At 34.8% G+C, this 15,369-nt stretch carries 14 protein-coding genes; all 14 read right to left on the bottom strand.

Annotated elements, in window-relative coordinates:
* Positions 1–2 precede the first annotated feature (2 nt).
* The 14 genes from KQX66_RS10865 to KQX66_RS10805 all read right to left on the bottom strand — a co-directional run bounded on the left by KQX66_RS10865 (position 3) and on the right by KQX66_RS10805 (position 15,354).
* Positions 3–2,249: a LamG-like jellyroll fold domain-containing protein gene (locus KQX66_RS10865; RefSeq protein WP_216792468.1), complete on the bottom strand. Its 2,247-nt coding sequence runs from the start codon at positions 2,247–2,249 to the stop codon at positions 3–5.
* A gap of 19 nt (positions 2,250–2,268) precedes the next feature.
* Positions 2,269–2,973 carry a discoidin domain-containing protein gene (locus KQX66_RS10860; protein WP_216792467.1) on the bottom strand — a complete coding sequence of 235 codons (705 nt, stop codon included), beginning with the start codon at positions 2,971–2,973 and terminating at the stop codon, positions 2,269–2,271.
* The gene (locus tag KQX66_RS10855) at positions 2,974–4,020 is read right to left on the bottom strand and encodes a discoidin domain-containing protein (RefSeq protein WP_216792466.1); all 1,047 of its coding nucleotides are present in this window, start codon (positions 4,018–4,020) and stop codon (positions 2,974–2,976) included.
* A complete protein-coding gene (locus KQX66_RS10850) occupies positions 4,020–4,622 on the bottom strand; it encodes a hypothetical protein (protein WP_216792465.1) in 603 nt (200 codons plus the stop codon). The genes KQX66_RS10855 and KQX66_RS10850 overlap by 1 nt, the downstream gene beginning before the upstream one ends.
* Before the next feature lie 86 nt (positions 4,623–4,708).
* Entirely contained in the window at positions 4,709–5,197 is a 489-nt protein-coding gene (locus KQX66_RS10845; protein ID WP_216792464.1) for a hypothetical protein, read from the bottom strand.
* Positions 5,198–5,217: 20 nt separating this feature from the next.
* Positions 5,218–6,381: a hypothetical protein gene (locus tag KQX66_RS10840; RefSeq protein ID WP_498047044.1), complete on the bottom strand. Its 1,164-nt coding sequence runs from the start codon at positions 6,379–6,381 to the stop codon at positions 5,218–5,220.
* 31 nt (positions 6,382–6,412) lie between these two features.
* Positions 6,413–6,580 carry a hypothetical protein gene (locus tag KQX66_RS10835; protein ID WP_216792462.1) on the bottom strand — a complete coding sequence of 56 codons (168 nt, stop codon included), beginning with the start codon at positions 6,578–6,580 and terminating at the stop codon, positions 6,413–6,415.
* 517 nt (positions 6,581–7,097) lie between these two features.
* Positions 7,098–7,181 (bottom strand): putative holin-like toxin, encoded by an 84-nt coding sequence (locus KQX66_RS37340; protein WP_284439800.1) that lies wholly within the window; start codon positions 7,179–7,181, stop codon positions 7,098–7,100.
* 106 nt (positions 7,182–7,287) lie between these two features.
* Positions 7,288–7,623: a P-loop NTPase family protein gene (locus KQX66_RS10830; RefSeq protein WP_216792461.1), complete on the bottom strand. Its 336-nt coding sequence runs from the start codon at positions 7,621–7,623 to the stop codon at positions 7,288–7,290.
* Between the two features lie 8 nt (positions 7,624–7,631).
* Entirely contained in the window at positions 7,632–8,078 is a 447-nt protein-coding gene (locus tag KQX66_RS10825) for a PAAR domain-containing protein (RefSeq protein ID WP_216792460.1), read from the bottom strand.
* A 282-nt stretch (positions 8,079–8,360) separates the two neighbouring features.
* On the bottom strand, positions 8,361–9,437 hold the full coding sequence (locus tag KQX66_RS10820; protein ID WP_216792459.1) for a serine/threonine-protein kinase: 1,077 nt from the start codon (positions 9,435–9,437) through the stop codon (positions 8,361–8,363).
* Complete coding sequence (locus KQX66_RS10815; protein WP_216792458.1) at positions 9,437–9,919, bottom strand: hypothetical protein; 483 nt, start codon at positions 9,917–9,919, stop codon at positions 9,437–9,439. Before KQX66_RS10815 ends, KQX66_RS10820 begins: the two co-directional genes overlap by 1 nt.
* A 300-nt stretch (positions 9,920–10,219) precedes the next feature.
* Positions 10,220–10,951 (bottom strand): stalk domain-containing protein, encoded by a 732-nt coding sequence (locus KQX66_RS10810; protein ID WP_216792457.1) that lies wholly within the window; start codon positions 10,949–10,951, stop codon positions 10,220–10,222.
* A gap of 101 nt (positions 10,952–11,052) precedes the next feature.
* Positions 11,053–15,354 (bottom strand): phage tail spike protein, encoded by a 4,302-nt coding sequence (locus KQX66_RS10805; RefSeq protein WP_216792456.1) that lies wholly within the window; start codon positions 15,352–15,354, stop codon positions 11,053–11,055.
* Positions 15,355–15,369 lie beyond the last annotated feature (15 nt).

The raw sequence follows: 15,369 nt of genomic DNA, 5'->3' as shown, positions 1-15,369 counted from the left end.
GATCATACTGGTTCTGCATGAACACGTATATCAAAATTCCCTCCAGATTGTGCTGAAGGATCAACAGTGAGACGAATATAAAAATCAACTACCTGATCAAAAAGAAGTTGATCGAATGTAAGACTTGAGTGTCCCATAAATGGCTGATTTGATTTGCTCATTTCAATTGTAAGACCACTAATATTATGTTCAGGCCATAGTCGAATATTTTTAACATCAAAGGGGTATGTGTTTGTTAATTTGACCTGAATTTCCAATGATGTTTGACCAGCAATCATTGTTCCCATATCCAAATATTTAAGGATTTCTCCAATTGATGATGAGTAATATTGTTGGGATGTATCCATAAACATGAGTCCTGAGTATTTTTTGTCTAACTCATCGTAGATAATGGTCAATGAATTTAGTGTTGGTGTATCAGTAGTTAGGACTTGTGTTGAAGACAAAGAATTGACTTTGAGCGTATCCTCAAAACTATCCTGTTCAAGATAATAAGCAAATCGAAATCTCCCATCTTGAGATAAGGCTTTCCATTGATCCTGTGTCAGTGAATTTATTTCTGAGTATGTCATTCCATTCTGTTTCACGTTGGATAAGCTTGAGATGGTTACAGGTTCCCAACTATTGGATTCGAAGGTATTCCATGTTTTCCCTGAGTCACTACTTACAATTACTCTTAATACAGGAACAGAAACCAGTTCCATCATTTCAATTTTATTAATCATAAGAGTATCTGCTGCACCAATACCATTTATTGATGAAACATTTAAACGATAGTAGCGATATCCTGATGAATTGCTAAGTGTGAAGATCCTTCTTTCACTTACAATCCAATTTGTCTCATTTATTCTCGTATCAAGAATAACCCAATCCTTGTCGTTATTACTTCCCTCAAATGTCCACTCTTTAGGTGAAGCTGTATTCGCATACTGGTGATTAGCTCTAATGGAATACCGTGAAATAATTTTTGGACTATTCAAATCGATTTTTATCCATCCACTTTTTGTACCGTTTGGCGGAGTCCAGTAGGTAGTGCCGTCACCCCCATTAAAAGCTCTCCATGCATCATAGTTCGCACTATGAGCCGAAGAAGCAGAAGCAACGTATGGACTAGGCGAGGTATTTGAAGTCATCGCAGGAATAATATTTCCAGAATACAACTCACTTACATTTGCTGATAATGTGAAATTTTTTAAATCTCCTTTAATGTTCAGATCCTGTAAAGGTATTACCAATCTAGGTTTTGGAAGTGCTGTTGTTTTTGATTGAAAGTTTGAATTCACGTCGTCAGTCCAAACAAGCAATTCTGGATCATCTAGTTCATCAATGGGACTATAATTTGCTGTTATTACAAGATTGGGCAGAGGTCTTGTGGGATCATCAGAATAGTATATAATTTTAGGTTTACCTGTAGAATCATTCAATCTAGAAAAAACTTCACTCTTCAAGTTTTGAATTGAATCCATGCCATTATTTATAAAATCTTCTTCCGTTGGTGCATTAGATGTAACTGTTATCCATGAGACACCATCATACTTTTTATATTCTCCATTTGATAGTATTAATATTTTTTCATAATATGGATAAATGATATCGCTATATATTTCTATTTCATCTAAATCGCCATTTAAAAATTGATAATAATTGCCTAACATTGTTCTCCCAATGGTTAAGTTAGATATTTGAGTTGTAGTTTCATTACTTGCTGCTGTTGTAGTAACATGTGGAGTTAACATATCATCAATGTAAATAGCCACGGTATCTCGGTTTGTAGAGCCATCCCAAACGCATAGGATATCATGCCATTGTCCGTCAGAAATACTTTTCGTGGACTCAAGCGTAAATCTCCTTCCAGTTGGAGAGGTGGTTCCTTGATAACTCGTCCATCCAATGTTTCCGTTTGTTTGAATATAAATATAATCCCCATTTGCACTACTTCCTTCTGGTGGAAGTCCATTGTTCAATACTGTTCCAACAGTTGAAAGCACTCCTGAAATTCTAATTCTAAATCTAATAGACTTTTTTCCAAGTGGAATAATTTTACTGTTGAATGAGATACAATCGCTCGTTCCATTAAATTTCCTTGCCTTTCCATTCACCCCATCGATAATCACTGTTCCATACGCAGTTCCAGAATTAGCACCTTTGCTGTCATTAATCACATTTCCACCTGTTTCATTGAACCTATACCATGAGACACCACACTGTTTCATGTTTCGTTGAGCCGCTTTAAGACTGTAGATAGCCATTTATTCACCTGCCTTTTAATTAGTGAAAAGTAATATTTTTAATGTCAGGGAACTTACTTATATTTAGATCGTACGAATAGATTTTTCCTTGACCCAAGGTACCTTCATCCTTCATTATCTTAGTAATTGTACTGTTCGTGCGATTTAGGTGACTCAAACTATTCATACCATTTGTATCAAACATTGTCTTTGAGACTGGGGGATTCCCTACTATCATCCAATTTTGAGGTGCTGTTTCCATCATCTCTATTTCTCTAACCATCCATATGTATCCTAACCCAGTCCATGTCATACCCGAAATTGAATTGCACAATACTCTCCAGTACCGCTGCGGTTTTGAGGGAGGTAATTCAATATAATTTTTAATGTCCGGTATTATTGTTTGGGTTTTCAAAGAGAACCAAGTAACATTATCATCTGAACTTTGAATAATCACAGAGGATACGTTATTACTTGCACCAGCAGAATATATTACTATTTGCCTTACATGTCTCTTGTTTGAATCACCAAAATCATAGCCAATATTCACATACCCTACATAATAGTTAGATCCTTGTCCATATCCCCAAGAAGTTGTCGGATCATTATCAAACGCATTTTGAACATCTCCACTATTACTACCCGTCGCAAATGGAGTGCCCCCTGTACAAAGATCTTCAGTGTATGGTGTTGGGTAAACCTTCACTTCATTGTTATCTAAAAATAAGTATTTTTTTATGGACAATTAAATCACCTCTATCTTATCAATTTGTCGAAATATTGATTTATCAAGAGACTTTCTAAATAGACTTCCTGTTTCATTCCAAGCAGAGTCTTTCTGCATATTATCTATGTAAACTGTTTTTAATTGTAATCCTTTATCGAATAGTGTTTGATCATCAGGTTGAAACTGAGATGCTTCTTGTGAAGAAAAACTGTTCAAGGTTACATTTTGTAATTCTAATTTTCCAATTAGCTCAACTTTAATTTTAATAAAACGCGCTTGTGGTGAAGTAATGATTCCATTTACATCAACAAGAGAATATGGCGAGAAAGTTAGATTATCTGTAGAAGTCGATGTGTAAACTTTTACTTCTGTGCCAGTTGGGACTCCTTTGATTGCTGAAATAGATTTAACCTGTCTGAAGTATTGTCCTAAATCAAGTGTATTTGACTCATATGTTCCGCTATCAGAATAAATATTTGCCAGAACAGATTCCATCATTTCAATGTCCCCAATTGCAATAAAAGCTTCTCCATTATTTGAAGTAACATTGAGACGATAGTATCTGTATTTGGTGTTATTAAGAAACGAATAAGTTCTTTTTTGACTTATTAACCAATTTGTTTCATTAGATCTTACATCAAGGGTAATCCAATCACTATCATTATTGCTTCCTTCAAATGTCCAATCTTTAGGTGCAGTTGAAATTGCGGTAGAATAATTCCTGTTCACTATTGAGTAGTTGCATATTGCTTTAGGTGAGTAAAAGTCAAATTTTATCCATCCATTTTTAAGACCATCTGCAGAAACCCAACAATCATAAACATCAGAAATTGTCCCATTGAAAGCCTTCCATGCATCATATGTTGCACTATAGACAGATGAAGCTGTCACAACAAAAGGACTTGGTGTAGTATTAGAAGTCATCTTTGGAATAGAGTTTGTTTCACTTGGTCGGTTATATTGCCTAACAATTTTCAAGAGTAACTTTCCATCAATAATTTCAACATTTGTTTTTATCCCCTGATTGATATCAACACTTTTATTACTCGTAATTATCACTGCCATTACATCGTCAACTCCCAATTCAATTGTCCAGCTACATTTGCCTTAAGTGGAGCATCAAACTCTTCTATGGTAAGTCCATTTTTTCTTATACATAGTCTCCCATTTAAGTTTGAATCCGCACTAATTCTCAAACTCAAGTAAATGGGTTTACCATAAGGAATATGACAAATTGCCTTGAAATTAAAATTAGCATCATCTATTTTTAAATTTTGCTTGTATCCAAAGTTATATTGTGTGATTTTACTGTTGGTGGCTCCAGCACCCTCGAATAAATTTAATGTTGCTTCAGCATCTTTGTACTGAATCAGATCTTGATACATCATTTGTTGACCAGTGAGATAATATTCTTTTTCATCCGTCTTGTAAATAACCTCAACCATCTGTCCAGCTAATTTGAAAGTTCCGCCTAATACTTCGTAATAAAAATTCATTCCATAGCCAATAAGCCCAAAACGTATGAGCCTGTCTTTCTCAATTGCATAAAAACTGTTTTCTTTTTGTGAGTCATAACTAAATTCAGATAAAAATGTTCCATCCATGTATGCTGCAAGCCATATAAAATCTTGTGTTTTAACTGGACTATCTAAAAAACGATTAATCATTAAGATCACTCCATTGCATTGAAATGTAAAAGGCCCACCTTATTAGATGGGCTGTTTAGTGATTTGTATATTTTATTTATTATCTATTAAGAATGCTGATAAGCGATACGCATAAGAAAATCAACATTACCTGCTGTGGCAAGTGGATCGATCTTAATGTGGGTTGTTACTTGAGCAAAGTTATCCTTTGCATTTGTTTTTGTTCCATCGTTGATAGATCCCTTTATAGTTCCTGCTGGAGCAGAACCGCCTGCTTTTATAGCTTTCGTTGTAACTCCACCAACTGGTGTAAAGGTAGTTTCAGACATTGTATCTACTCGAACTTCAACAAACTTTTTGAATACTACTTCATTTGTAATATTACTTGCATCTGTCCCACCATTACCACCACTAACATCTTTCGTCGTAATGGAGCAATTTGTTGCGTCAGCAACCGCTGAAGTACCACCGCGATTATTCCAGATTAGAACTGTAGTATCAGGTGAAGTGTTGCCAGCATCAATTTGGCCAAAAGGTATTGATGTGACTTGTGTTGTATTTGAGATATCCATCCACTGAAAAATTGGAGATGCCATATTGTTTAATCCTCCTTAAATTAATTCTTTGTTTTTATATCCAACTGAATAGTTAAACCTTTGATGTTATTATCCAATTGGACAAGATTGATCCTTAAGTAATCACCTTTGTTTATCTGTGATGTCTTTAAAGTTGGTGTTGAACCTTTATATTCGTTTGGCTGAAAAATGATATTCTGATAAAAGATACTATTCCATTGAGCATTTGGATCATACTTAGACTCATCTATTTTCTCAACTTGAATTTCAGTTGGAGAAATCATACCTGACTTTGTACAAATAGCAGTCACTTTTTCAATTTGTCCGTCAAATGGGAACTGCTGAGTATAATTCTGCACTCCCATATTTGGAATATGAGGAATAGAGAAAATAACATGTCTATGGATGAAGTTCGAGAAGTCTTCCTTCTTGAGTAATCCATTTGATATTTCTGAAGCATATGGTAACGACGATCCACTGTAGTTATCAATCAGTTTCCAAGTGTTATCCTTGATTCCATCATATCGATAAATCTCACCTGTGCTTTCAATCATTACCCTCCATCCGTTCTCAGGATTAGGGTAAATTTTCTTTAGATCATCAAATTTAGGAACAGGTTCTTTATAAACCATAATTGTACTTGCAGCAGCATCAAGGGCTTTGTTGGTTGCATCAATTGCTCCTTCTTTTGCCAAAACGGCATTATCTGCTGCACGATTTGCATTATCGGTTGCGTTTCTTGCGTTTGTAATTGCTTGACGTACCTCGGTCAGAAGAGAAACATACTCCTCCATTCGCCCATGAATCTCATCTATAATTTCCTGTAGAGTCTTGGTCACATCTGGATTTCGTTGAATAAGAGCATACACACGTGACGCTGGGTATAGAATGAGGCCACGGCCAAAGTATGTACAAAGAAAAGTTTTCGCTTCATGAGATGGATGAAATTGAATATTCCCATTTGAATAATTGACTAGGATCTCATTTGGCTGAAGCTCAGTATTTCGTCTGTCGAATACTTCTTGATCGATTTCTGTGAAGCCAGAAATTTTAACTTTGTGAAATTGAGATGGAATTTCAAGCAAAGTAATCTGATTATTGATGACAGGTAACGAGTCCATTCTTTCTTTGTATGGGTCGTCCGTCGTCCCACGTCGCCATGTGATGAGCAAAGGATCATTATATTGGTCGTATAAATGTGAAATCAGTTTTGTTCACCTCCATTTCACTTTTCGTTTAATTAGTGATTGTCCCAATATCCCAATTTAGGGTTTCACATGTAGTTGTATACCATGACACATTTGGAGCTTTTGAAATTGCTTTTTTGTTTTGTAGCAAATTAAGAAAAGTGTGAACTTCTTCTGGAGTGCCTTCAATTTTAAAGTTTTGAATTTTTACTTTCATGATGTGGCTCCTTTTTATCCCGATGAAAGTGATATTTTATTGCAAAATAAAAGCCATCCATAATTGGACGACGAAAAGAATACATTTAATTAACAGTGAAATATTATATATGGTATTGCGAATTACAGACAAACTGGAGTAGAATTAAGTAAGACAACAAGGCCAAGGTGTGCGAGACCTCGGCCAATTGTAGCAAAGTAAGCTTGATTAAAAGTAGCTTCCGTCTTTTACCGGCCGGGGGCTACTTTTTGTTTATAATGTCGAAAATCGTGTCTAATTGACTATAGTCAATTAAATGTATCTTTGTCAGAATGGAATTCAGGCAATTTATATTGTAAATATAAAAACAATAGGGTAAAATAAAGTAAAGTTCAGTACTTTCTTTGGCACTTGCAACTGAATTAAAACACATAAAAAAAGAGCCGTGGTTGCAACACGACTCAATGACCGTTCTAAACGGTTGGCCGGACATTAAATGAGTGAGTAATGGACTGTCTACTTGGAAAGGGGCAGTCCATTACTTTTTGCTGATATAATTCAATAAAGTAATTATGAACATACCAAATGCAAGCATCAGAGTTAATGCTTGATATGTTTCCATTGGCATCCCTCCCTTCATTAAGAAATGGGGGAGTCCTACCATTTTGTCCAAGCCATATTTATATGTGGATTATTATACCATATGATAGATTTATTTAATATAATAATTATATATTTTCATTCTTCTTGTTGCATTCCTCACATTCACCATCTGGTAATGAAGATGGTACCTCACAATCGAATAACAAATTAAAATCTTGAAGCCTCATTAACAACTCTTCCCTTTGTCGGTTCACTGTAATCCTAATGTACTCTTTTTGATCCTCAATATGAAACTGTTTCATGACAACAATTTCAACATCATCAAATACGTCACGAACCATTGACATGTGAGGTTCATCTTGTAGCCTTTTTATCAATTGTGTAATTCTAACATCGACATCTTCAATTGAAGATTTATTTGTATAATTTATTTTATTGATATAGTCAGGGTATAACTTCATTTCTTCACCTATCCAATCTTAACATTTGATGCTCCAGAAGTAATTGAGCCTGTCCCTTGAAAATGTGTTACGTTATCACCATTGCATGCAATTGCTGTACCATTAATATAAACATTTCGAGAAGCTGTAACTGATCCAGAACCACTAGAACCACCAATATTATCATACCCTGATGGACAATTTGCATTTTCATTTGTGCTACTACCGTTGATTGCAACTTGTACACCATTAACAAATACATTGGATGCACCCGAAGAGACTGAGCCACTAATTATTGCTGAACTGTAGTTGTAACCTGTACAAGTTGAGCAGCCAAAGGGACCACAGTTGCAAGAATAATAATATGTTTGTCTGCAATGTTGACCTCCAGTTGTTCCGTTTATTGTAGATCCTACTAATGCGACTTGAGCCATTAAATCACTCTCCATTTTTTCAAATTTATAAATACTAATCACCATAAAATCTCATTTTAAAAGAAAATAAAAAAGCCACTCTGAATGAGAGTGACTTGTATTACTTCATTCTTGCTTATGAATGAACAAGTTCTTTTGGTTTGAAAAATCCATAACCATCTGTTGTAAAAACATAATCAAAGCCATTTTCAACTGACCAATTGTCTCCACCTAATTTAACACGTTCATTAATGCATTTATTGCAAAACTCATTAGCTAAAATAGTTCTTGGGTCTTCTCGAAAAAACCTCCTTTTACAAAAAGGACATTTGAAATTCATTTAAATCAGTCCATTTCATTGAAAATTTTATTTAAAATCTTTAAAGCATCATTCTTTTTTTTGTATCCCTTTGGGCTACTCCAGATACTACGGTTCCTTGTAGTATTGTCGACAATCTTAATTGTTTTCCCTTGTACATACCACATATTGTCATTATAATTCAAGTATAGCACAATCTCGTACATATGTTCTATAGTATATTTAAACCATCTAGCACCATTTTTGACCTCTTCGTACTGCCAGTCCAACAAACTAACAACTTTCCCTAAGTCATTCATTAATTCTAATGCAGTTTGGTGTCTGTGTTTTGGGTTTATTTCTAGTGCCTTGTTTATTATTTTTCTTAACTTTTTAGGGACATGTGGTAAATACAAACTTCTATCAGGAAATTCACCATTTAAGATTGAAAAGGCCAATAAGTTAACATTTATCATTCCAGTCGGCGACAGAAATTTATCGAATTGTTCATCAAAAAACTTATTTCCGTTACACATGCGATATAAAGTAAGTCCGCAATGGTAAATATCTGTTAATTTTGTTGAGGTACTTGTACCAATAAGTTCTGGTGGACTATGCTTTGTATAAGTAGGAGGCGTCAAAGCAACCCCTAGATTATTTGTAGGTCTTGCTTGTCCAAAATCCGCAAGCATGGCTGAATCATCATCAGTAATAAATATGTTTGTAGGTTTAACATCATAATGAATGAATTTATTTATATGAACAAATTGTAGACCACTTAAAAATTCTTGTGCATACTTTATGACCTTTCCAATAGGTAAGGGCCTGATATCTAATTGGTCTTGAAGAGATCCCTTAGGGAAGTATGGCATCACCATTCTTATAAAATTACTATCCTGACAAGCATAATTGATTGGCACTATTCTTGGATGTTTATTTGCATAAATAATTTGAGCTTCTCTAAAAAACTCTGATGGGTCATTAAAATTTGAAAGTGGAATTTCTTTTAAAATTACTTCTCCTGCCAATTGTTCATCTCTTGCTAACCAAACCTCAGAATTTCTGCCTTGATTGACACCTATTCTTTTGAGTTTATCAACGATAATTTGTGATGTTACTTTCATTACTGATCACCCAGTAGTGCTAAAGCAGCTATACCTGCAAGACTGGCCTCTTTATGTTTTTCATTTAGTTCTGACCAATCCTCGATTTCCCTGAATGAATCGAACTCTAAATAACTCTTGGCACTTTTTACACTTTTTGCTGCAATTAGTGAAGTTATTGTAGCCAAGGCCCCAGTTTGATTTTTTGCCCCACTACTATAAGAAGCTTCGGATACTATTGCCTCAAGTCTAGCTCGTTCACTAACTATTTTATTTTTAAGACGTGCCTGTGGCTCAATCGTTCGAATAAAGACGGCACCAATGTCATATTCTCTCAATACATTTAATAGAGTGTCTCTTACCCAAGAAAGTGCTTGACCTTCTTTATAGGATTTAGGTATCAGTAACTTACTATAAAAAAACAAATCAGGTTCAGATGCAGATCCCTCTAGAATTGCATAATAAATTTCGTTTGAGGCTACTCTTATTCCCATCGCTCTCATAGTCATTTCTCCCCATTACTATTTCACTATCTCCATTGTTATAATAAGGAAAATCGACAAAGATTGCAAGATTAGGTACTAATTCAACAGAAGGTATATATGTTTCATATATTTGGTCAATTTGACTCAGCAACCTCTTTATTAAGATTTCTTTGATATTAATGACATTATGCAATATAAGTTTGTTCATGATGGAAAACTTAGAATATTTATTAATTTGCCTGATGAAAATGAATAAGCAAAAATAAAAAGAACCTTTCACAGTAAGTAAAGGTTCTTTTTTTAAGGTCTTATAGAAACTTACTTATCGAAACCTCTTAAAGCAGTGTATTCGTCTGTTCCCTTTTGCGTATAATCTTGTGGAACTTTTCCATCTTTATCAGTCAATTTAGTCTTAACTTTGAATACACTTAATAGTTCTCCCATAAAAAAACTATTCTTCTCTATAACTGCTATGTGTAATGGTGTTCTCCCATCTTTACTGTTGGCAAGTTCAGGGTCAACTTTATTGTCTTTCAGAACTTGATACACAGCAAAGTTGTTCTCTTTAATGGCAAGTATTAACAAGCTATCGCCACTCACCTCATCTTGAGCATTTACAGAAACTTCTTTCGAACCAATTGCTTTCTTGATCAATTCTGCATCAAGTTTTCCATCTTTCGAATACTTCCCTTTTAAATCCTTAACAAAATTTCCGTTACTCACTTGCTTATTGTCCTCCGTTTTTCCTACTGGTTGAGTATTCGAATCATCAGTTTTCAAATATTTATTTCCATCATTAGCTAATGAAATAGTTCTCGATTCTCCATCATATTGAACTTGATAGCCCAAAGTATTGCTAATCGCTCTTACAGGCAAATAAGAGCTTCCTTCAATTACTACTGGCTTATCACCAAGACTTGCTTGCTTCCCATTAACAAGAATATTAAACTCTGTAAATGTTGCAGAAATCGTTTCATTTTGTGCAGCAAGTGCCGATCCAGCAGTAGCAACAACTGCTCCAACTAAAACTCCAGCTACAAATTTTTTCATGTGTTTATGACCTCCGATATAGTACTTTTGATGTATATACTTATAATACTATATCGGAAGATTTATCCATATAGTTTAGATAAGATTAAAAACAAAAATAATCAAGCATTGAAATGAATTTGTGAACCACTGAGAGTATTATAGCCTGATGCTTTAAGATCAAGATTTGTGCCAGAATCTATTTCTATTCCGCCCGTTGCTTTCAGTCTAATTTTTCCCTGAACATCGATATCAATACCATTGAAATCCATTTTTAATTTTGAACCATTGTTAAGTTCAAGATGAATGACACCATTGTCTGCAAAAACCTTAAAATCTTGCGATTCAACCAATATAGGTTTTTCTTGAGATTTTATATATAAACCATCGTCTTTTAGTTTTATGCTTCTTTCATGAGCATAGTTGCTACTGTAATAAGTAAAGTCCCAGCTCCCGTTCGGCTTCTTGATAAAACCTCTACCACTTTGTAAATTGGTGTTGCTGTCGCCTTCTCCCATCTCTATAACTGGAGTTGCATTGACCCCAGCGCCCTCAAAATATTGTTTCATTTTTATTTTTTCATCGTACTGATATTTCATTACTGGCATTCCATTTGGTGTTGTAGTTACTCCAGATCTTTCTGCATCTTTCCAGTATAGGGGATTGCCATCGGGTGCCTTAAGATGTTCCCCAGATCCTGTAGCTTTTCCCGTAACCCACCTTGCCTCATTGTTTATAATAGAAACATAGTTACTCCAATTGTTTTCCGCATCTTTACCAATTGTAACAAGTCTGTTTGCAGTAAGATTCGCAATAAAACCAATATCTGCGGTAATTATTTGAGAAAGTATATCCTTTGCTGTTAGTGTACCAAGTTTCATGTCAAAAGCATCAAAATCAATGAGATTTTGATTAGCATCGATTAAAAGTTTTCCGCCTTTTCCTGTAAGAATTAATCTTTCAGCCATCAAGTCAATAGCATGAAGAATTCCATTGATATCTACATAAAATTTTGGTGCACCACCTCTTAAAATCGAAATTCCCTCGGTAGCATTCATCTTAGTTTGTATGAGGCCATCGCTTCTAGTAATAACAATTCCATTTGAAGGATCTATTGTTATTCCATTTGTCAGTTTTCCCTTCATCATATCTACATCAGAGTCAAAAATTCTCAATCCCCTTGCCTCAATGACTCCATCATTATTATTAACAGAGAACTGATTCACCCAGTTGCCACTTACATTCTTTTGTAGAAGGATACCGTAGGTTGCGTTGAAAATGCTTCTAAATTTATCATCTGAACGTTCAACAAGTAACCCATGTTGTACATCCATAGTTACACGATTATACGGGACGCCAAATTGCCAAGAACTAAATTTCAGAGCATTTGTAATCTCATTGATAATCCTTTTAGCTTGATCATAATAGTTCTGAAACTTAGTTTTAAACTCGTTCCTGTCAACAGGGGTTGTAGCAGCCATATCAGCTAATAATGGATTAACATAATTACCTAGCGCAACGAAAGCATCGATCAACGGTGGGATGTTAATATGGCTTACAGTTCTTTTATCACGATCAGAATATTCATATTGCTCAGCTTGATACTTTAACTTTTGATATTCGGTCTGGATTGTTTCCCATTCCTGTTTTAATGTTAATTTCTCAACAGCAGTAAGCTTACCATCAGTAATGATATTCTCAAATCTGCCTATATTCATATAATTGGTATTTGCATCAAGCAATACATCATCAAGATCATTTACAATTCTGAGCCGCCGAGCAACCAGATCATTAGAATAAAATTGACCATTAATATCTGCGAAAAACTTTTTAGTCCATTTGTTATTTTCGAATCGTTCAATACTGAAGCCTTCTGTTGCATTTAACCTCGTTCGGACTTGACTATCATTACGAGTAATTACCAAGCCATTTGTATTATCTAGAATTATTCCGTTATTGAGGACTCCGCTCATGTAGTCGATTCTTATGCCGCGTGCATTCAAATAACCTTCCATGTCAAGCCATGCAGTTTTGTCCCATTTAGACCCAGTCCAACGCTCAATTACAAAACCGTCTTCACTATCCATTCTACTTCTGTTGATTAGATTAGTGTTTCCGCAGTCTTTGCTCTCATAACGATTAACAATTACACCGTATTTATCTGGATTCTTATCATATAGACCAAGAATCATAGCAATACGTTTGCAACGGTCTGTAATTGTTGTCTTTGGACCTTCCGTCAACCATATCCCATCAGGGTCTCCAATTGTGACACGTTCACCAAGAATTAACTTCCCAAGCACAACCTCTGCAATCAGACCATCAGCAGTCAGAGCGGTCTCGTAACGTAATCCACCTGACCTTGTTATTGCTAAAGCTCCATGAGTGGCACGAAGGAAGCGAAGTGGATCATTGGGATCAACAATTGTCAGGCCTTTTCTATCCATATAACAGTACTCGTTGCTCGCAAAATTCACTTCATTAGTTACCTTATTCCAAAAGTTTTCGAATAATTTGCTTATCTCACTCGAATCTTTTACCGCTTGCCCCCAACGATCTTTACTACCACTCACCACAGTAGAAGTGTAGTTAGAATTATAAATGTACTTTTCAAATAACTTCCTATCGTCGGTGATTTCCTTTACATTGGCTATTGTTAAGTTAATATCAAAGTTCTCATAATCATACTCAATCCCAATTAATCGAGCAGTAACTTTTACACCGATCTTTTCATATTCAATTGTTACAGTATCACCTAGTCCAAGCAATAATTTATCCCAATTATGTTGTTCTTCTATAATCCTCAAAAAGTCAACGACACTGAGTTTTATCACAGTTTGAGGTTTTTGAAGCTCAATAAATTTCTCTTTTGCGTCCTTGAATAAATCTTTTTCATCAATGTATTTTTCATCTGAAAAAGTTTTCTCAAGAATATAATCATTCAGTTCTTGCAATTGCTGAGAAGTAAAATTATTTTCAACAGCCATCAGTTTTCTTAAAGCGGAAATATTATCCTCAACAACTTTGATTTGATTGTTTAATAAATCAATCTCGTTTTTCTTTGCTGCAATCTGCATTTTCTTGTTGTCAATGCAGTATTTTTCAATCAGAGCAGCCTCGTTATTGGATGTAGTATTCTCCTCATCTGTTATATTAGCAATTTGTATGTAAACTTCACTATTAGAAGATCCACTTGATTCAATCGATTCAAAGTTTGAGAATTTTACTTTGCCAATGACTACCCACTTGCCAGCAACCACATTTGAAACAATACCATTTAATTTAATTGTAAGATTGTTCGTGTCAGCGACCTTAATCATCAACACATAAGCATTTAATGGGTTTAATTTGGTCGTATTCAGTACAGTTGAACCATTGTGATTGTATTTATAGAACCACATATTTTTATCTGCCTGTTGGAGAGTAACGATATTATCAACAGCAGCTTCTTGCTTTTGTAGTGTCTTTAACTCGTTTTCTTTTGTAGTTCGAGTTTTTTGCAGCGACTCCATATTGCCTAATAAAGTGCTGAACTCACTTTTTTTACTTTCAATTAATTGTGTATAATCAAGTAAAGCATGACACAAGGAATCGCTCATATATTCACTATGTTTAATAACATTTCGATTTGCATCACGCTCAAAAGGGAACATAAAATAACTGAAATTTTCAATATATGGTTGACCAGTTGGATTTACATTCTGAATGCTTAGCCCATCCCGACCATATGCCCGTAACCTTGTAACCATCTCATCAGAATTGGATTCTTTGCCAAGGGTTCGGAGGTAATGTCCATATGAAAACTTCAGACCTTTATTCACTCCAAATAACTCAGGTTTTACTAAACTAATGGTTCTATTTACCGTATTCCACAACAAGATGGCATTATATGTCTCAGCAATCTTAAATACTGCATCTAAAACGTTTGTATCTTGAAAGTCAAACTCTCGGTACCTCAACTGAAAATCCGCATCGATGTAATTAATTTTCCAATTAGTATCTGTAAGAACTTCTGTCAAAACCGTTTTAGCATGAGCTGAATCATTATGATATTTCTTTAATAGTCTTGCCCTCAATTGATATCCCAATGAAGTAGCTTCCAACGACATATAGTCTTTATCTTCATCCATATTGTCATTGATCTTTGTGATTGTAAACCATTCAACCTTCGATCCTCTTACGACTTTCAATAAGTATCTTTCCTTGATTAGTTCAACATTCTTATTAGATACAAACTTATCATTAAAAGGAACTACATATGGGATATCAAATGAAATATCATTAAGTTGTAAAATTAAATCACGGAACTTGATATTATAAGATTCACTAATTTTTGAGATAATTTCTCGGTTGGGTTTAGCCAAAAATATCTGAGGCTCGATTGGCTTCTTAAACGGGTCGAATTCACCTAAAGTACTAAGCATCAATTACCACCTCCC

It is taken from the genome of Paenibacillus oleatilyticus (genome assembly GCF_018998565.1).
Taxonomy (GTDB): Bacteria; Bacillota; Bacilli; order Paenibacillales; family NBRC-103111; genus Paenibacillus_G; species Paenibacillus_G oleatilyticus.
The sequence above is the reverse complement of the archived record's forward strand: the minus strand, read 5'-3'. Positions and strand labels throughout refer to the sequence as shown.